The 18,009-nt window shown below is 65.9% G+C and carries 17 protein-coding genes; 12 read left to right on the forward strand and 5 right to left on the reverse strand.

Features of this window, described 5'->3' with window-relative positions; all coding sequences use genetic code 11:
- Positions 1-38: 38 nt before the first annotated feature.
- Positions 39-2,567, reverse strand: coding sequence for a TonB-dependent receptor (locus IEW98_RS04060; protein WP_188761648.1), 2,529 nt, complete (start codon positions 2,565-2,567; stop codon positions 39-41).
- Positions 2,568-2,886: 319 nt separating this feature from the next.
- Here IEW98_RS04060 and IEW98_RS04065 point away from each other — a divergent pair, with 319 nt between their 5' ends.
- From IEW98_RS04065 to IEW98_RS04080, 4 genes are all read left to right on the forward strand, one after another.
- Positions 2,887-3,474 (forward strand): GNAT family N-acetyltransferase, encoded by a 588-nt coding sequence (locus IEW98_RS04065; RefSeq protein ID WP_188761649.1) that lies wholly within the window; start codon positions 2,887-2,889, stop codon positions 3,472-3,474.
- 79 nt (positions 3,475-3,553) lie between these two features.
- Positions 3,554-4,549: a phosphotransferase family protein gene (locus tag IEW98_RS04070; RefSeq protein ID WP_188761650.1), complete on the forward strand. Its 996-nt coding sequence runs from the start codon at positions 3,554-3,556 to the stop codon at positions 4,547-4,549.
- On the forward strand, positions 4,549-4,911 hold the full coding sequence (locus IEW98_RS04075) for a DUF6285 domain-containing protein (RefSeq protein WP_188761651.1): 363 nt from the start codon (positions 4,549-4,551) through the stop codon (positions 4,909-4,911). Before IEW98_RS04070 ends, IEW98_RS04075 begins: the two co-directional genes overlap by 1 nt.
- Positions 4,912-4,936: 25 nt before the next feature.
- Positions 4,937-5,893: a proline iminopeptidase-family hydrolase gene (locus IEW98_RS04080; RefSeq protein WP_188761652.1), complete on the forward strand. Its 957-nt coding sequence runs from the start codon at positions 4,937-4,939 to the stop codon at positions 5,891-5,893.
- A gap of 79 nt (positions 5,894-5,972) precedes the next feature.
- Here the strand turns inward: IEW98_RS04080 and ppa are convergent, their stop codons facing one another.
- Entirely contained in the window at positions 5,973-6,557 is a 585-nt protein-coding gene (ppa, locus tag IEW98_RS04085) for an inorganic diphosphatase (RefSeq protein WP_188761653.1), read from the reverse strand.
- Between the two features lie 69 nt (positions 6,558-6,626).
- Here ppa and IEW98_RS04090 point away from each other — a divergent pair, with 69 nt between their 5' ends.
- Positions 6,627-6,944: a DMT family transporter gene (locus IEW98_RS04090; protein WP_188761654.1), complete on the forward strand. Its 318-nt coding sequence runs from the start codon at positions 6,627-6,629 to the stop codon at positions 6,942-6,944.
- 56 nt (positions 6,945-7,000) lie between these two features.
- Here IEW98_RS04090 and IEW98_RS04095 read toward each other — a convergent pair whose 3' ends face one another.
- The gene (locus IEW98_RS04095) at positions 7,001-8,908 is read right to left on the reverse strand and encodes a M61 family metallopeptidase (protein WP_188761655.1); all 1,908 of its coding nucleotides are present in this window, start codon (positions 8,906-8,908) and stop codon (positions 7,001-7,003) included.
- A gap of 79 nt (positions 8,909-8,987) precedes the next feature.
- Here IEW98_RS04095 and hisS point away from each other — a divergent pair, with 79 nt between their 5' ends.
- The 3 genes from hisS to prmC are packed head-to-tail and all read left to right on the forward strand — an operon-like array spanning position 8,988 to position 12,129.
- Positions 8,988-10,262 (forward strand): histidine--tRNA ligase, encoded by a 1,275-nt coding sequence (hisS, locus tag IEW98_RS04100; protein WP_188761656.1) that lies wholly within the window; start codon positions 8,988-8,990, stop codon positions 10,260-10,262.
- Positions 10,259-11,323 (forward strand): peptide chain release factor 1, encoded by a 1,065-nt coding sequence (gene prfA / locus IEW98_RS04105; protein ID WP_188761657.1) that lies wholly within the window; start codon positions 10,259-10,261, stop codon positions 11,321-11,323. Before hisS ends, prfA begins: the two co-directional genes overlap by 4 nt.
- A complete protein-coding gene (prmC, locus tag IEW98_RS04110) occupies positions 11,320-12,129 on the forward strand; it encodes a peptide chain release factor N(5)-glutamine methyltransferase (protein WP_188761658.1) in 810 nt (269 codons plus the stop codon). The genes prfA and prmC overlap by 4 nt, the downstream gene beginning before the upstream one ends.
- Here the strand turns inward: prmC and IEW98_RS04115 are convergent.
- Both IEW98_RS04115 and IEW98_RS04120 read right to left on the reverse strand, forming a co-directional pair.
- Positions 12,108-13,775, reverse strand: a complete 1,668-nt coding sequence (locus IEW98_RS04115) for a serine hydrolase domain-containing protein (protein WP_188761659.1) — start codon at positions 13,773-13,775, stop codon at positions 12,108-12,110. The genes prmC and IEW98_RS04115 overlap by 22 nt on opposite strands.
- Positions 13,776-13,900: 125 nt before the next feature.
- Positions 13,901-14,905 carry an aldo/keto reductase gene (locus IEW98_RS04120; RefSeq protein ID WP_188761660.1) on the reverse strand — a complete coding sequence of 335 codons (1,005 nt, stop codon included), beginning with the start codon at positions 14,903-14,905 and terminating at the stop codon, positions 13,901-13,903.
- Positions 14,906-14,996: 91 nt separating this feature from the next.
- Between IEW98_RS04120 and glmM the strand changes: the two genes are divergently transcribed.
- From glmM to rnhB, 4 genes are all read left to right on the forward strand, one after another.
- A complete protein-coding gene (gene glmM, locus IEW98_RS04125; protein WP_188761661.1) occupies positions 14,997-16,328 on the forward strand; it encodes a phosphoglucosamine mutase in 1,332 nt (443 codons plus the stop codon).
- Positions 16,325-16,555 carry a DUF1272 domain-containing protein gene (locus IEW98_RS04130; protein ID WP_188761662.1) on the forward strand — a complete coding sequence of 77 codons (231 nt, stop codon included), beginning with the start codon at positions 16,325-16,327 and terminating at the stop codon, positions 16,553-16,555. The genes glmM and IEW98_RS04130 overlap by 4 nt, the downstream gene beginning before the upstream one ends.
- Positions 16,548-17,333 (forward strand): bifunctional hydroxymethylpyrimidine kinase/phosphomethylpyrimidine kinase, encoded by a 786-nt coding sequence (gene thiD / locus IEW98_RS04135; RefSeq protein ID WP_243450541.1) that lies wholly within the window; start codon positions 16,548-16,550, stop codon positions 17,331-17,333. Before IEW98_RS04130 ends, thiD begins: the two co-directional genes overlap by 8 nt.
- 68 nt (positions 17,334-17,401) lie before the next feature.
- Positions 17,402-17,995: a ribonuclease HII gene (gene rnhB / locus IEW98_RS04140; RefSeq protein ID WP_188761810.1), complete on the forward strand. Its 594-nt coding sequence runs from the start codon at positions 17,402-17,404 to the stop codon at positions 17,993-17,995.
- Positions 17,996-18,009 lie beyond the last annotated feature (14 nt).

Consider the following 18,009-nt stretch of genomic DNA (forward strand, 5'->3'; position numbering starts at 1 on the left):
CGTGCCCCTCGCGCCGGTTGGCACGAGGGGCGTGATCATCAGAAACGGTAGCGGAGGCTGCCGCCATAGGTGCGTGGCTGGTTACGATATCCCGACAGGCTACCGGCCTGGACGACCGATGGGAAGATGGTGGTCAGATAGGCGGCGTCGGTCAGGTTGCGGCCCCATGCGGTGACTTCGAGGCCGTTGCCGAGCGCCAGCGTGACGGCGGCGTTGAGCGATTCGACTTCGCGGCTGATGTTCGAGCCCTGCGCGATGGCGACGTTGCTTTCGTGGTTGAAATCGACGTGGAAGATCATCTTCGCGGCTTCGGTGATGGCGGCCGTGTAGGTGGCGCCGACCGCGATCGAGAACTCCGGGATGCCTGCCGGACGCTGGCCGCTGAGATCGGTCGGCGACGTGGTGAAGCCGGGGTTGAGGGCCGAGCCGCCGGTGAAGCTGTCGAACTTTGGATCGAGGTAGGTCAGCGACGCGGTGACGTTGAGCGCCCGGATCGGGGTGAACGACGTGTCGATCTCGAAGCCGAAGGTCGATTGCTTTTCGGCGTTGGCGAGGACGAAGCCGGTGCCGGTGAAGATATTGCCCTGGAAGCCCTCGAGCGCCTGCTGGAAGACCGCGAGGTTGAAGCCGAAGCCGGGGAATTGGCCCTTGAGGCCGATTTCATAGACTTCGGCGTTTTCAGGGCCGGCGAAGCGCGTGCCGGTGGACAGGTTGTTGACGGCGAGGCCGGCGTCACGGATCGGCGAACCGGCGGGCGCGGGGACCTGTGCCGGCGAGCCGGGGATGAAGTTGGCAGGAGTGGGCCGGCTGTCGCGCGACAGGTTCCACGACGATGCCTTGAAGCCGGTCGCATAGGTTGCATAGGTGCTGAGGTTTTCGCTGACCTTGTAGGCAAGGCGCAGGGTGTACGACAGGTCGTCGTCGCTGGTCTTGCCGTCTTCGACCGCGTTCGGGAAGTTGAGGAACGGCGGCAGGAACTGCAACGGCCGCAGCGCCAGCAGCGGGTTGAACTGCGGGTTGGCAGCAAGCGTCGGCGGCACGCCGATGCGCGTACCGAGGGCGATCAGGTCGAGACCCGAGAAGACATCGGTGCTGACGACGTTCGCGCCGACATCCTTGCGATCGCGGGTGTAGTTGAACCCGGCGGTGAAGGTCAGTTGATCGGTGATGGCGAAATCGCCCTGGCCGAAGGCCGAGATTGCCTGGTTCCTGTAGTCATATTGTTCGAAGATGCCCTGGCCGCTGCGGCCGAACGTGCCGGTCGGGAAGCCCAGGAGGCGCTCGACGTTGAGGAAGGCGCCGCCGGTGAGGGCGTTGGCATAGTTGCGGAAATCGGCGCCGGTCGTCAGCGTGGGGCGGTAGTCGATCTTCTCGTTGAAATAATAGGCACCGAGCAGGAAGTTGAAGAAGCCGTCGAAGTTGGAGGCGACCCGCGCTTCGCCGGTGAAGGTATCGATGTCGGTATCGGCGCGGTTGGCGCTGATCAGGTCGGCGCTGGTGAAGTCCGAGTCCTGGTTAGTGAAGCTGCGCACGCCGCGATACGAACCGATCAGGGTGACGTCGAAATCGCTGACGTTCCAGTCGGCCTGTGCCGAGACGCCGAAGTTTTCGATCTTGTTCTCGGAATCGAAATTGGTCGTGCTGCTGAGCGCGAGCAACTTGTTCGAATCGATCCGGCCGCCGAGGCCGCGGACGATGGCGCCGGTCCGGCCATCGACGACGTTGACGACGGCGCAGCAATTTTCGTCGAGCTTGTCATAGTCGGCGATGAAGCGGATCTTGAAGTCGTCGCTGGGCCTGAACAGCAGCGAGCCGCGGACGCCCCAGCGGTCGCGCTCGTTGAATTCGGAGCCGGTGACGAGGTCGGTGGCATAGCCGTCGCGCTTGTTGATGTTGCCGGCGAGGCTGAAGGCGATCTTGTCGGTGATCGGGCCGGTGACGTCGGCGCGGGCGATGATGGCGTTGTAGTTTCCGTAGGAAACTTCGGCCTGGCCGCCGAATTCGAACTGCGGCTCGCGGGTGACGATCGCGATGATGCCGGCCGACGCGTTCTTGCCGAACAGGGTCGACTGCGGACCGCGCAGGACTTCGACCCGCTCGAGGTTGGGCAGGTCGCCGATCTGGGCAGCCGAGCGCGACCGGTAGACGCCGTCGATGAAGACGCCGACCGATGGCTCGATGCCAGGGTTATTGGCGCCGTTGCCGAAGCCGCGGATGATGAAGTTGGTGTTCGCCGAGCTTTGCAGCTGCGAGACGCGGAGCGAGGGGACCAACGTCTGCAGGTCGAGGAGATCGCGGACCTGCGCCTGCTCGATGACGGCGCCGGTGGTGACGGCAACCGAGATCGGCGTGTCCTGGAGGGTGGCGGCACGCTTGGAAGCGGTGACGATGATCAGGCCTTCGTCATCCTGGGCCGAACCAGCGGCTACGGCTTCGGGAGCGGCGGCTTTGGGAGCTGCGGCTTCGGGCGTGGCCGGGGCGGTCTGAGCCGCGGCAAAGCCGGTGAACGATGTGGCGGCGATCGATGCGAGCAGGATAGTCTTCAGCTTTGGCGTGGCAATACGCATGCGTTTGTCCTCCAAGGAGCGAGATGGATGCCGCGATGGTTTCGCAGTCACGATGCAGGCGCCGGTTTATCCGGTCGCATGCGCTGTTGGTCGGGTGACGGTCCGGGGCGAATCCCCGTCGTTTGCTATAAAGCGTCGGTGAGTCGTGAGGCGGAACGCAAATTTCCCGAACGACACGAGCACGGTGATGCGGCGTCTGCACGGAAAATCGGGGAGTGGCAAGCTGTCCGGCACGGGCGGCGGGCGATGCGTTGAAAATGCAACCGGTTTACCGCGAATTTGCACGAATGTGCCGGAATGCCGCCGCTCGGCACGTGAAATGAAGACATTCGAAGCCGAAAAGTTCTATGCCGTCCGAATGGCTACGATGCGCAACGATCTCCCGACCGATTTTGTCTGGAACCTGGAAACGGCAAGGCTTTGGGTGCGGCCGATCCGGGTGTCCGACGCCGATGCCTATCACCGGGTGCGTGGCCTGATGCCGTTCGACCCGCAGAACCGCAGCCTCGATGAAAGCCGCGCGCTGGTGGCGGCGATGGTGACGCGGCCGGCAGTCGATGCCGAGGGCTGGGGACAGTTCGCCATCATCGACAAATCCGACGGCAGCTTTGTCGGCGACATCGGGGTCAATTTCGACACGCCGCGGGTGCGGCAGGCGGAGATCGGCTTTGCGCTCGACCCGGTGCGGCGGAGCGAAGGCCTGGCGGTCGAGGCGTGCACGGCGATGATGGCGGCATTGTTCGCCAGCGGGCGGGCGCGGGTGACGGCGTTGACCGATGCGCGCAACCTGGCGGCGCAGCGGCTGCTCGAGCGGCTGCGGTTTCGGCGTGAGGGACATTTCGTGCGGAGCTGGCAGGACGGCGACGAATGGTTCGATGAATTCTGCTACGCCCGGCTGCGCGAGTAATCCGGGACTGACTGCGGGATTGAACAGGGGTGCCGGTTTTCGATTGGCGGCGCCGGATACGCTGTCATAGGCTGGCGGCATGAATGAAGATGATGTCCAGCGGCTGACGGCGGTTCTCGTTCGGGCCGGTGGCGTCGGGGTTTCCGTCGAGACGGTGACCGTGCTGACCGGCGGGGCGTCGTCGGCGACCTATGCGGTGGACGCGGTGCGGGATGGCGCGGCGTGGCCGCTGATCCTGCAACGCGCGGCGGCGGGCGAAGTTGTGGCCGGCGGCTTTCCCAAGGCCGACCAGGCGGCGTTGCAGATGCTGGCGGGGCGGCGGGGCATCCCGGTTGCCGATGTGGTCGCGGTGCTGACGCCCGAGGACGGGCTGGGGCACGGGTTCGTGATGACGCGGGTGGCGGGCGAGGCGTTGGCGCCGCGGTATCTGCGCGACGAGAAATACGCAGCGGCACGCGCGGCGATGACCGGGCAATGCGCGGCGGTGCTGGCGACGCTGCATTCGGTGCCGCTGGCGGAGGTTGCCGGACTGGCGCTGGCGGGTGGACGGACGGCGGCGGCGCGGGAGCAGATGTTTGAGCGATATCGGGCCTATGGGGTCGAATCGCCGGTGTTCGACATGGCGTTTGCCTGGCTGGCGGAGCGTTGCGGCGATGCCGAGCCGACGTCGGTGGTCCACGGCGATTTTCGCAGCGGCAATTTCATCGTCGATGAGCAGGGACTGGCGGCGGTGCTCGATTGGGAGCTGGCGCATCTGGGGGAGGGGGCCGAGGATCTGGGCTGGTTGTGCGCCAACGCCTGGCGGTTCGGCAATTGGCAGAAGCCGGTCGGCGGCTTCGGCGAGCGCGAGGAGCTGTACGACGCCTATGCGGCGGCGGGCGGCGCGCGGATCGACCGGGCGCGGGCGCATATGTGGGAGGTTTGGGGGACGCTGCGCTGGGGGCTGTCGTGCCTGCAGCTTGGGCATGACCATGTTTCGGGGCGGGTGATCTCGGTCGAGAGGGCGGCGATCGGCCGGCGGGTTTCGGAGGTCGAGCTCGACCTGGTGCATTTGATCCGGTTTGGGGAAATCTGATGGCCGAGCAGATCGAAGCGGCGGCGCTGGTGGCCGTAGTGGCGGATTTCCTCAAGTCGATCGAGCCGGCATTGACCGGGCAGCAGGCGTTTCATGCCAAGGTGGCGAGCAATGCGATGGCGATCGTGGCGCGCGAGTTGACGCTGAAGCCGCGCGAGGCCGAGGCGGCGGCGCTGGGTGGGTTCCTGGGGCATGAATCGGGGCTCGATGCACTGCGCGCGGAACTGTGCGGGCGGTTGCGGATGGGGCAGTTGACGCCGGAAACGCCGGGCTTGCTCGAAGCGCTGACGACGGCTGTGCTGGCGAAGGTGGCGGTGGATAATCCGCGGTATTCGACGTTCAAGCGGCTGGCCGGGGGTTAGTGCGACGTTTACGCGGAGGTCCGTGATGGCGGCGGGAGCAGGGCTGTTGGGAGCCGGGCTGCTCGGGGCCGCGGCGCCCGGCGGCGTGCGGATCAGGCCCGATTTCGAGATGATGGTGCCGGTGCCGGGGGGCAGGGTCTATGTGCGGGTCAATGGTGACCTGAAGGGACCGCGGCCGCCGATCGTGATGCTGCATGGCGGGCCGGGGAGTTCGCACTGGTATTTCCTCAATGCGACGGCGTTGGCGGATGAGCGGGCGGTGATCCTGTATGACCAGCTTGATAGCGGGCGATCGGAAGCGCCTGGCGATGCGGCGAACTGGGTGGTGCCGAGGTTTGTGGCGGAACTGGAGTCGGTGCGGGCGGCGTTGGGGGTTGCGCGGTGGCATGTGCTGGGGGCGAGCTGGGGGGCGACCGTGGCGCTGGAGTATGCGGCGCGAAGGCCCAGGGAATTGGCCGGACTGGTGCTGCAGTCGCCGCTGGTGTCGACGGCGGCGTGGCTGGCGGATGCCCGGGCGTTGAAGGACGCGATGCCGGCCGGGGTGCGGGAACTGCTCGACAAATGCGACGTGGCGGGGGCGGCGCCGCAAGCGGATTGCGATGCGGCGACGGCGGCCTTTTATGCGCGGCATGTGCGGATGGCCGAGCCGACGGCGGATATCGCTGCGTACAAGTCGGCGCTGCCGCGCAGTTTCAGTGACGATATTTATCATCATATGTGGGGGCGGGCGGAGTTCACCGCCTCGGGGACGCTGAAGGACTATGATGGACGGGCGTTGTTGAAGCGGCTGGATGGGCGGCGGACGCTGTTCGTCGCGGGGCAGCATGACGAGGCGCGGCCGGGGACGGTTGCGGGCTTTGCGCGGGATGTGCCGGGCGGGGCGGATTTTGCCGAGATCGCGGACGCGGCGCATTCAGTTATGAACGACAATCCGGAAGCGTATCTGGCGGTGCTGCGGGGGTGGTTGTTGGGGCTGGATTAGCGGGCTTGGTCCGGGACCCGGCTGCTTTCGCGGCGGAGAAGCAGCTGGGTCCCGGGTCGAGCCCGGGATGACGGGGATATCAGGCGCGCGGGGCGCCGGGGTGCTCGCGGGGGGCGGGGACGTCGTGGCCCTGCTCGGCGTTGTTGTAGCGATCGATCGATTCGAGGATCAGGCGCTCGGCGGTGGCCTTGCCTTGCCAGCCGAGGAACTTGGTCCACTTGCCGGGCTCCAGATCCTTGTAGTGGGTGAAGAAATGCTCGATCTGGTTGAGAAGAATGTCGGGCAAGTCGGTGTATTCGCTGACGTTGTTGTAGTAGGGGTGGACCTTGTTCACCGACACGCAGAGCAGCTTGGCATCGCCGCCGGCATCGTCTTCCATCATCATGACGCCGACCGGACGGACGCGGCTGATGCAGCCGGGCACGAATGGCGTGCGCGCGACGACGAGGGCGTCGATGGGGTCGCCGTCCTCGGCGAGCGTGTGCGGGATGAAGCCGTAGTTGGTTGGATAGCGCATGGCGGTGTGGAGGATGCGGTCGACGAAGAGCGCGCCCGAGGCCTTGTCGAGTTCGTATTTGACGGGTTCTCCGCCGAGCGGGCATTCGATGACGACATTGACGTCGTAGGGCACGTTCACGCCGATGGGGATTTGATCGATCCGCATTCATAGTCTCCTGTTCCGCGGTGCGGGGTAAGCGACCCCCTGCGATTCGTCTATGGGAAGGATGAGGTTATGGGCTGGGCCGCATTGGTACTCGGCGGGTTGTTCGAAGTGGGGTTCACCACGTCGCTGCGGTTCGTCGACGGGTTTCGAAATTGGCCTTGGGTGGCGGCGTTCCTGGTCTCGGTGACGCTGAGCATGGGATTGCTGGAATATGCCGGGCGGACGATCCCGCTGGGGACGGCTTATGCGATCTGGGCGGGGATCGGGGCGGCCGGGACCGCGGTGGTAGGGATCGTGTTTTTCGGGGAAGCGGCGGGGCTGGTGCGGGGGCTGCTGCTGATCGGGTTGATCGGGTGTATCGTGGGGTTGAAGCTGTTGAAGGGGTAGGGAGAAAGCGACCCGCCCCCGACCCCTCCCTTGAAGAAGGGAGGGGGGAAGCGAAGTCAGGGCCTTGGCATCAGTAGTTTGTCGAGCGAGGTGTCGGTGCTGCCGGTCTTTTCGAAGCGCGGGTAGCGGAGGCCGCCGTTCCAGGCGAGGTCGACGGTGCGCAGGCGGTCGCCGGTTTTTACCAGCAGGCGGATCGGGGCTTTTTGGCCCTTGGCGTCGGCGATTTCGGCCTTGATGAGGTCGTCGGTGAAGGGCTTGTCGTTGACCGCGATGATGGTGTCGCTCACGGTGAGCCCGGCCTCGAAGGCGGCGCTGTTCCAGATGATTTGGTCGATCTGGCCTTCCTTGCCGATCAAGATGCCACCCGAATAGCTGAGGTTGTTGTTCTTGCCGGTTCGCATACCGTCGGCGAAGGTGGCAGTGGGCGTGTCGGTGTAGATGAGCTTGTAGCCCGAAGTGGTGAAGCCCGCGAGCGGTGCGCCGGCGGCCTTTTCGGTCAGGCGTTTGGTGAGGAAGCTGGCCCAGTCGTATGGAGTTACCGCGTTAAGGCCGGCCACGAGCGTGTTGAAATCATAGGGAACGACGCCCCAGTCGCCTTCGCCGGTGCCAAAGAAGCTGCGGGCGAAGTCGTCCATGCCCTTGGCGCCGCGGGTAGCGGTGCGGATGATGTTGTCGGCCTCGAGCCAGATCAGCATGCCTTCGGCGTAATAGTCCTCGCTGCGCTGCTGACTGAGCCAGGCCTTGGGGGCGCGGGCGGCGATGACCGGGTCGTTGGTGGTGTCGTCGAGCGAGCGCCAGCCGCGCGCCGGGCGATTGTCGAGGCTGGCGGCGGTGGCGGCGAAGCTGTCGAGGGTCTCCTGCTTGCTGAACAGCCCCGAGCGCGCGCCGAGGACGAAGCCCCAGAACTGGGTCTGGCCCTCATAGACCCAGAGCAGCGAGTTGCGCAGCGGGGTGTTGAAATTCGGAACGATCGAATCGGCGCCGCGGCGGTGCTTGCCGTTCCAGCTATGGGTGAATTCATGCGGCAGCAGGTTGCGGCGGCCGGGACCCTTGTCCCATTCGGTGAAATACGCCGCGTTGACGCCGTTTTCGCTGCTGCGATGATGTTCGAGACCGATGCCGCCGAGGTTCTCGGTCAGCGACAGCAGGAAGTCGTAATGGTCGAACTGGCGGGTGCCGAACAGCTTTATGGCCTGGTCGACGAGCTTGCGATGGGCCTCGATCTGGGCCGGCTTGGCCTCGAGGTAGCGCGGGGCGTCGGCGACGACATCGAGCATGACGTTGTGGCCGAGATCCCATTGCTTGAACCAGCGGCCGGCGAGGAAGGGGCTGTCGACGAGGGTTTCGTAGTCGGTGGTTTCGTATGTGATGGCGTTGCCGGCGCGTGACTTGATGCGGAGCGCGCCGCCGGCCTGCCAGTTGGATGGCCAAGTGATGGTGGTGGCCACGGGTATCTGGCGGGTGAACCAACCGGCGGGGTAGAGCGAGACCTGGTTGGGTTGCAGGCTGATCATGTCGGAGGTCGCGACGATACGCCCCTGGTTGATGGCGGTCGGCGACAGGAAGTCGAAGCGCACATCGAGGGCGCGGGCGCCGGCGGGGACATCGATGTGAAAGGCGTAGACGTCGATCTCGTCGCGCTTCCAGGTCAGTTCCTTGCCGCCGGCGGTGATGACGAGGCCGGCGAGCTTGGAGATTTCACCGCGTGGGCTGTGGTTGCCGGGGAGCCATTTGGGGAACAACAGCGTCATCGGGCCGGATGCCGGGACGGGGATGGTCTGGCGCACCTTGAAGACGCCGCGGAGGTTGTCGGTGGCGTCGACTTTCAGGGTCATGGTGCCGGGGAAGGGCAGGTCTTTTGCGACCGGGATGGTGTTGGTGAACGGCAGCGGCGTGGGCCGGGAAAGTTCGGCGGCGTGCGCGGACGTGGCGAGGAGGCCGGCGAGCAGAAACGACTTGAGCATGGAATCCCCTTTGGACCCTTGATAATCGTCGGCGTGCGCTGATGACAAGCGCGCGTGTGTCGCCTATCCGCGCCGGAGTATGACGAAACAACAACGACCACGCGGTACCCAGGACATGATCGGCGAGCAGGCGGCTCGGTTCGATCACGTCGTCGAGACGTTCAATCGCGTTCGCAAGCTTTATGGCTTTGGGCGGATCGAAGTGCCGGTGTTCGAGGCGACGTCGGTGTTTGCGCGGTCGCTGGGTGAGACCACCGATGTGGTTTCGAAGGAAATGTATTCGTTCGAGGATCGCGGCGGCGACTCGCTGACGCTGCGACCGGAATTCACCGCGGGGATTGCGCGGGCGTATATCGAGAATGGCTGGCAGCAGTTGGCGCCATTGAAGGTGACGACCTGGGGGCCGCTGTTTCGTTATGAGCGCCCGCAGAAGGGGCGGTTCCGGCAGTTTCACCAGTTGGATGCCGAGGTGATTGGCGCAGCGGAACCGGCGGCGGATGTCGAGGTGATCGCGCTGGCGGCGCAGGTGCTGGCCGAGCTTGGGGTCGATGACCGGGTGGTTTTGCAATTGAATACGCTGGGGGATGCGGAGACGCGCGGGGCCTGGCGTGAGGCGCTGGTGGCGCATTTTTCGGGGCATCTCGATGTGCTGTCGGCGGAAAGCCGGGAGCGGTTGGAGAAGAACCCGCTGCGGATTTTGGATTCCAAGGCGGAGAGCGATCGGGCGCTGGTTGCGGATGCGCCGCGGATCGATGCGTTTATGACCTCGGAAGCTGGGGCGTTTTTCGAGGCTGTGCAGAAGGGGTTGCAGGCTTCGGGGGTTGGATTCGTGCGGGCAGCATCGCTCGTGCGCGGGTTCGATTATTACCGGCATACGGCGTTCGAATTTGTGACCGATGCGCTGGGGGCGCAGGGGACGGTGATCGGCGGCGGGCGGTATGACGGGTTGATTGGGGCGATGGGTGGGCCGGAGACGCCGGCGGTGGGCTGGGCCGGGGGAATTGAGCGGCTGGCGATGCTTATCCCTGACTTGGCTCCAGATTTCGCGCGGATAGTCGTTGTGCCGGATTCTCCAAGTATGTTGGAGGAAGCTACTGCTATTGCCTACAATTTACGGCGCGGTAAACTCAGCACTACGATTGATATTGCATACAAAGGCAATGCTAAACGACGCGTCGAACTGGCGAAAAAGTCGGGATACGATGCAATTCTTTTTGTTCGTGAAGGATCGCGTGCGAAAGATCGACTACATTTGACCCATATTGGTGGCACCGAAGCAGCATCCATGTTGTTGCTCAAGGTTCTTGAATGGCTTCCTGGGCCTTATCGTGAACTTTCGGGTGATGACGCGTGATTATTTCTGCTGAGCGGATTGGGCAGTTGGAGCGGCGGCATGCCGATCTGGCGGCGCAGATGGGCAACCCGGATTTGGCGGCGGACAAATTTGTCCAGCTTTCGAAGGATTATGCCGAGTTGAGCCCGGTGGTCGAGGCGGCTGGGGCGCTGCGAGCTTTGCGCGAGGAGGCCGCTGACTTGCGCGGGATTCCGGCCGGCGACGAGATGTACGAGATGGCGCAGGAGGAATTGTCCGCGATCGAGGACAAATTGCCCGCCGCCGAGCGTGCGCTGGCGCTGAAATTGCTGCCGCGCGATCGTGCCGATGCCAAGCCGGCGATGCTTGAAATTCGGGCCGGGACTGGCGGCGATGAGGCGGCGCTGTTCGCCGGCGACCTGTACCGGATGTACGAGCGTTATGCGGTCAGCCAGGGCTGGCGGGTCGAGGCGATCTCGATGTCGGCGGGCGAAATGGGCGGTTTCAAGGAGATCATCGCCAATGTGAACGGCGAAGGTGTGTTCGCCAAGCTGAAGTTCGAAAGCGGCGTACACAGGGTGCAGCGCGTGCCGGCGACCGAGCAGCAGGGCCGCATCCATACCAGCGCGGCGACGGTCGCGGTGCTGCCCGAAGCCGAGGAAGTCGATGTCCAGATCGAGGACAAGGATTTGCGGATCGACATTTTTCGTTCTTCTGGTCCGGGTGGGCAATCGGTCAATACGACCGATAGCGCGGTGCGGATCGTCCATATTCCGACGGGGCTGATGGTCCAGCAGCAGGACGAAAAATCGCAGCACAAGAACAAGGCCAAGGCGATGAAGGTGCTGCGCTCGCGGCTTTATGATCTCGAGCGCAGCAAGGTCGACCAGGCGCGGTCGGCGGATCGCAAGGCCATGGTCGGCAGTGGCGATCGGTCGGAGCGGATCCGGACGTATAATTTCCCGCAGGGGCGGGTGACCGACCACCGGATCAATTTGACGCTGCACCGGCTGCCCGAAATTCTTGAGGGGCCGGCGCTCGACGAAATGATTTCGGCGCTGATTTCGGAGGATGAGGCGGCGCGGTTGGCGGAACTGGGGTGATTGTTGCCGAAGCGCTGCGAGCGGCGGCGCTGCGGATCGACCGCTTCGATGCCGAGGTGCTGCTTGGGTATCTGCTCGGGGTCGACCGCGGGGCATTGCTGTTGAGCGGCGATCGCAGCATCGACCCGCAAGCCTATGACCTACTTGTGGCGCGGCGTGAGGTTGGTGAGCCGGTGGCGTATATCACCGGGCGGCGCGAATTCTGGTCGCTCGACCTGGTGGTGACGCCCGATGTGCTGATCCCGCGCCCGGATACGGAGACGTTGATAGAGGCGGCGCTGGCGGTCTGCGCAGCACCGGCAACGATACTCGATCTGGGGACCGGGAGCGGGGCGCTGCTGCTGGCAGCGTTGAGTGAATGGCCTGCTGCGCGGGGGTTAGGCGTCGACAGGTCGGCGGCAGCGCTGGCAGTGGCGCAGGGTAACGCCGAGCGGCTGGGGTTCGGAGGGCGGGCAGATTTCCTGGTGGGTGACTGGGGGCAAGGGATCGATCGGCAGTTCGATCTTGTCCTGAGCAATCCGCCGTATGTCGAGTATGACGCTGAACTATCGCTTGATGTTCGTGATCATGAGCCGGGCGAGGCACTGTTCGCCGGACCCGATGGCCTCGAAGATTATCGGCGCTTGATCCCGCAACTGCCGGGGCTGCTTGCGCCGGGCGGGACCGCCATCATCGAGATCGGCTGGAAGCAGGCGGCGGCGGTGCTGGCGCTGGTCGCCGATGCCGGGCTGGCCGGCGAGGTGCGCCGCGACCTTGCCGGGCGTGACCGCTGCGTGGTGCTGCGTCAGGCGTCGCGCCGCTCATAGGTACGGCCCGAGAATATCGCGATCTGCGGGCGGCCGCCCACAAAGCCGCCGAACCCGAGGCGCTCGGGATTCCAGTCCGGCGCCTCCAGCCGCCAGACGTCGTTGCCGATGTCGATGAGCGGGTCGGTGCCGCCGAATATCAGCCGGTCGCCGCGCGCGACGAGCGTGAGACCGCCGAGCCATGGGTCGTCGCTTCGATAGCAGCCGGCGCGGGCGGCGATATGCGCCGGGGTGGCGGCGAGGGGGGCGCTGGCGCCGTCGCGGACGAAACGGTGTAGCCCGTGGTCGATGGCGACGACCTGGGCGTTGCTGCGGACGAATAGCAGCGCGAAATCGGCGAAGGCCGGGTGGGAGGTGGCGAACTGGTCGGTGCCCTGGCTTTCCAGCGCCGCGGTCGTGCCGGCGCTGGTGACGCCGAGCGCGGGACTGCCACCGATGGTCAGTGTTCCTGCCGGTCCTGCATAGCGACCGGCGAAATCGGCGGGCTTTTCGAGCGGCTTGGGGCCGAGCGCCGGCGGCACCGGGATGGGCTTGCCCTCGCGCGCCAGGCGCAGCGCCTGGACGGCGAAGCGGGTGAGCAGGCGCGGGCGATAGCCGGTGCCGCCGATGGCGCAGCTGGCGAAGGCGCCGGTGCCGGCGGCCGGGTCGACGTGGAAGGATGAGGAGAAACTGACCATGCCGCCCGTGTGGTGGAGCAGGGCGCGGCCGTCGTCGACGCGGTGCATCAGGCCGAGGCCATAGGTTTCGGTGGGTGCCTCGGGGTCCTGGCGGGCGGGCCGGGCCAGCCAGAGTTTTGCCATTGCGTCCGAGATCAGGGGTTTGCCGGCGCCGGTGCCGACACCGATCAGGAAGCGCAGGTAGCGCGCCATGTCGGGCAGCGTCGCGGCGACTGATCCGGCGGCGAGGTTGGCGTCGACCCAGGCGGCGGGGACGAGGCGGTTCTGGCGGAGGACAGGGAGGTCGGGGCGTAGCGTGCCGAAGCGGGCCGGATAGCGGCTGCGATCCGGCCAGCGGATGGCGCCGTCGCTGTCGGCCATGCCGAGCGGCTTCATGATGCGCGCGATGATCGATTGGCGCAGGGGTTTGCCTTCGATGCGCTCGATGGCCTGGCCGACGAGATTGTAGCCGACATTGCTGTACGACCAATGGGTTCCGGGTTCGAAGCCGCGCCAGAGCGGGCTGCCATCGATGGCGAAAACCGGTGCGAAATCGGGCAGGCCGGTGGTGTGGTCGAGAAGGTCGCGGATGGTGAAGGGGGCGCCGGGAGGGAGCGGCGCTTCGGGCAGGATGGTGCGGATATCGGCTTCGAGGTCGAGTTTTCCTTCGCTGGCGAGTTGCAGGCAGACCAACGCGACGAAGGACTTGCTGATCGAGCCGATTTGCCAGAGCTCCTTGCCGGTCAGGGGGTGTTGCTCGTGATAGGTGGTGCCGGACTGGATGATTGCGGTGAAGTCGCCGTCGGTGACGACCATGCCGATTGCGGGGAGGGCGAACCAGGTGCGGTGGGCTTCTAGGTAGGCTGAGATGGCTTTTAGGGCGACCTGTTGGACGGGGGTGGCGTTGGTGGCGGTGATTGCGGCGCGGGCGGCGGTGGGGACGGCGAGGGCGGTGGCGGCTGTCAGGAACAGGCGGCGATCGATTGGCATGATGGGGTCCCCTTTGGCGGCAAGGTGCTGGGGCGGAGAGGGGGAGTCAATCGGGGAGGGGGAACACCCCCACCCGCCGCACCAAGGGGTGCGAGTCGCCTCCCCCCTTGAGGGGGAGGACAAGGTTAGAGCCTTACCATCGCCATCATGGCTGGGGAGCCGTAGCGGTCGCCGGCTGTCGTGCCGGGGGGGAGGGCGGCGTCGAGGCGGGCGAGGTCGTTGGCGGTGAGAGCGAGCGCGGCGGCGCCGGCGTTGTCGTCGAGGGTGACGCGGCGCTTGGAGCCGGGGATTGGCACGACGCCGTCGCCCTTGGCGAGCAGCCACGCCAGCGCGACCTGGGCGGCGGTCGCGGCGTGGATGTCGGCGATGGATTTGACGATGGCAACGGCGGCCATGTTGGCGTCGTAGTTGGTGCCCTGGTAGCGGGGATCGCGCTTGCGATAGTCGGTTTCGGGGAGGTCTTCGGCGCGGGGTTGATTGCCGGTCAGGAAGCCGCGTCCGAGCGGTGAATAGGGCACGAAGCCGATGCCGAGCTGCTGGCACAGCGGCCAGATTTCCGCTTCGACGCCGCGCTCCCACAGCGACCATTCGCTTTGCAGTGCGCTGATCGGGTGGACGGCGTGGGCGCGGGCGATAGTGCCGGGGCCGGCCTCGGACAGGCCGAGATAGCGGACCTTGCCTTCGCGGACGAGGTCGGCCATCGCGCCGACGGTATCCTCGATCGGCACGGCGGGATCGACGCGGTGCTGGTAGAACAAGTCGATATGGTCGGTGCCGAGGCGCTTGAGGCTGGCTTCGGCGACGGCGCGGACGTTGGCCGGGGTTGAATCGGTGCCCGCGACCTTGCCGTCTTTGATGCGGAAGCCGAATTTTGTGGCGATGATGGCTTGTTCGCGGCGGCCGGCGAGGGCGCGGCCGATGAGTTCCTCGTTGAGGAAAGGCCCGTAAACCTCTGCGGTGTCGAAGAAGTTGACGCCGTTCTCGAGCGCGCGGTGGATGGTGGCGACGGCTTCATCGGTATCGACGATACCGTACATCGCCGCCTGGCCCGCGGTGCCGGCCATGCCCATGCAGCCGAGGCCAAGCGCCGAAACGGTGAGGCCCTGGGTGCCGAGTTTGCGTGTCTGCATGTGTATTTCTCCTCCTCGGCGGGTCAACGAGCCCTTCGACAAGCTAATCCTGCTGGCGTAAACAGCAACGCATGAAGAGGGCAAAGCCAGCATGACACGCAGATATTTCGGTACCGATGGCATTCGCGGGCTGACCAACAGTGCCCCGATGACCGCGGCGATCGCGATGAAGGTCGGGCAGGCGGCGGGGACCAAGTTCCTGCGCGGCAGCCACAAGCACCGGGTGGTGATCGCCAAGGACACGCGGCTGTCGGGCTACATGATGGAATCGGCGCTGACGGCGGGGTTTACCTCGGTGGGCATGGACGTCATCCAGGCCGGTCCGATCCCGACACCGGCGGTGGCGCTGCTGACGCGGTCGCTGCGGGCCGACCTGGGGGTGATGATTTCTGCGAGCCACAACGCCTATCAGGACAATGGCATCAAGTTGTTCGGGCCGGATGGCTTCAAATTGTCGGATGCCGACGAGGCCGAGATCGAGGCGATGATCGATGCCGAGGTGGCGCTGGCGGAGCCGCAATCGATCGGGCGGGCCCGGCGGATCGAGGATGCGCGCGGGCGGTATATCCATTTTGCCAAGGCGACGTTCCCCGAGGATCTGCGGCTCGACGGGCTGAAGGTGGTCATCGATTGCGCCAATGGCGCGGCCTATGCGGTGGCGCCCGAGGCGCTGTGGGAGCTCGGCGCCGAAGTCGATGCGATCAGCGTTACGCCCAACGGTTTCAACATCAACGACCAGTGCGGATCGACCTATCCCAAGGCGCTGCAGATGCGCGTGCTGGAGACCGGCGCCGATATCGGCATTGCGCTCGATGGCGACGCCGACCGGTTGATCGTCGTCGATGAAAAGGGCCAGATCGTCGATGGCGACCAGCTGATGGCGCTGGTTACCGGGCGGGCGCAGGAGGCCGGCACGCTCAAGGGCGGTGGGCTGGTGGCGACGGTGATGTCGAATTTGGGGCTTGAGCGCTGGCTTGGCGGGCGCGGGTTGGCGCTGCACCGGGCGGGCGTGGGCGATCGCTATGTGCTCGAGGCGATGAAGGCCGGCGGCTTCAATATCGGCGGCGAGCAGTCGGGGCATCTGATCCTGGCCGATCATTCGACGACCGGCGACGGGTTGGTGGCGGCGTTGCAGGTGCTGGCGGCGCTGGTGGCGAGTGGCCGTCCGGCGAGCGAGGTGCTGCATTTGTTCGACCCGCTGCCGCAAGTGCTGCGGAGTGTGCGTTTTGCCGGCGCGCCGCTCGATAGCGACCGCGTCAAGGCGGTGATCGCCGACGGCGAGGCGCGGCTGAATGGTAGCGGGCGGTTGCTGATCCGCAAATCGGGAACCGAGCCGGTAATCCGGGTCATGGCCGAGGGCGAGGACAAGCGGCTGGTCAAGGCGGTGGTCGACGACATCTGCGCGGCGGTGGTGGCTGCATGAGCCTCGATATGCGCCCGGATTGCGAGCGGTGCGGGATTGATCTGCCGGCGGATGCGGCGGGGGCGATGATCTGTTCGTTCGAGTGCACCTTCTGCGCCGCTTGCGTGACGGGGCCGTTGGAGGGTGTTTGTCCGAACTGCGGCGGTGGCTTCGAGGCGCGGCCGCTGCGGGTGGGTGCGGCATTGGCGCGGAACCCGGCGTCTTCGGCGAGGCGGTTTCGTGGATAAAGTGGCGCGGGTGCTGATTATTGCCGGGTCGGATTCGGGGGGCGGGGCGGGTATCCAGGCCGATATCAAGACGATCACCTGCCTTGGGGGCTATGCGATGACGGCGGTTACGGCCGTGACGGTGCAGAATACGCTCGGCGTGACGGGTATTCATGCGGTGCCGGCCGAAATTGTCGCGGCGCAGATGCGGGCGTGCATCGAGGATATCGGCATCGATGTCGTCAAGATCGGCATGATCGGGTCGGCGGAGACGGTGCGCGCGGTGGCGGGGGTGCTGGCCGAGGTGCGGGTGCCGATCGTGCTCGATCCGGTGATGGTGGCCAAGGGCGGTGCCAATCTGCTCGAGGACGATGCGATCGCGGCGTTGATCGAGTGCCTGTTGCCGTTGGCGGCGGTGGTGACGCCGAATACGCCCGAATTGATGGCGCTGGCGGGGACCGAGATCGAGGATGTTGCCGATGCGCTGCTCGCGGCGCAGGAATTGTTGTTGCAGGGGCCGGGGGCGGTGCTGGCCAAGGGTGGTCATCTCGAGGGCGATGTCATCACCGACTGGCTAGTGACGCGCGGTGGGCATGTGGCATTTACTGGCCCGCGGGTGGTGACGCGGCATACGCATGGCACCGGGTGTACGCTGGCGTCGGCGCTGGCGTGCGGGCTGGGGCAGGGGATGACGCTGGAGGAGGCGGTGGTGCGGGCACGAGCGTTCGTCATGCAGGCGATTGCGCGGGCGCCGGGGCTGGGCGGGGGGCATGGGCCGCTGGGGTTTTTTCCGCTGTGATCAAGAAAGTTGCCCCTCACCCCGCTCGCCGCAAGGGCGCCGAGTCGCCCTCTCCCGCAGGAGAGGGGATCAGTTTTCGGCATGAGATCCGGATTGGCGGGCGGGTTGCTGGCGTCGACGAGGCCGGGCGTGGGCCTTTGGCGGGGCCGGTTGTCGCTGCGGCGGTCGTGCTCGATCCGGACTGCTATCCTGACGGGCTTAACGATTCCAAGCTGCTGACCCCCGAACGGCGCGCGGCGTTGCGACTGCTGCTCGAGGATTGTGCCGAGATCGGTGTCGGCATGGCGTCGGTCGAGGAGATCGACACGCTCAACATTCACTGGGCGACGATGCTGGCGATGGAGCGTGCCATCGCGGCGTTGCCGAAGCCGTGCGGTCATGCGCTGGTGGATGGAAATCGCCTGCCGCGCTGGTCGCATCCGGCGACGGCGATCGTCGGCGGCGATGCGCTGTGCTTGTCGATCGCGGCGGCGTCGATCATCGCCAAGACCGTCCGCGACGCGATCATGGAGGGGCTTTGCCCCGAGCATCCCGGCTATGGCTGGCGCACCAACAAGGGCTATGGCACGCCCGAACACCAGGCAGCATTGGCGGCGTTGGGGGTTACGCCGCATCACCGCCGCAGCTTCGCACCGGTGCGTGCCCGACTTTCGATCGGCTAGAGTCTTTTCGGCAA

Source organism: Sandarakinorhabdus glacialis, assembly GCF_014643455.1.
In the GTDB taxonomy this organism is placed as follows: domain Bacteria; phylum Pseudomonadota; class Alphaproteobacteria; order Sphingomonadales; family Sphingomonadaceae; genus Sandarakinorhabdus; species Sandarakinorhabdus glacialis.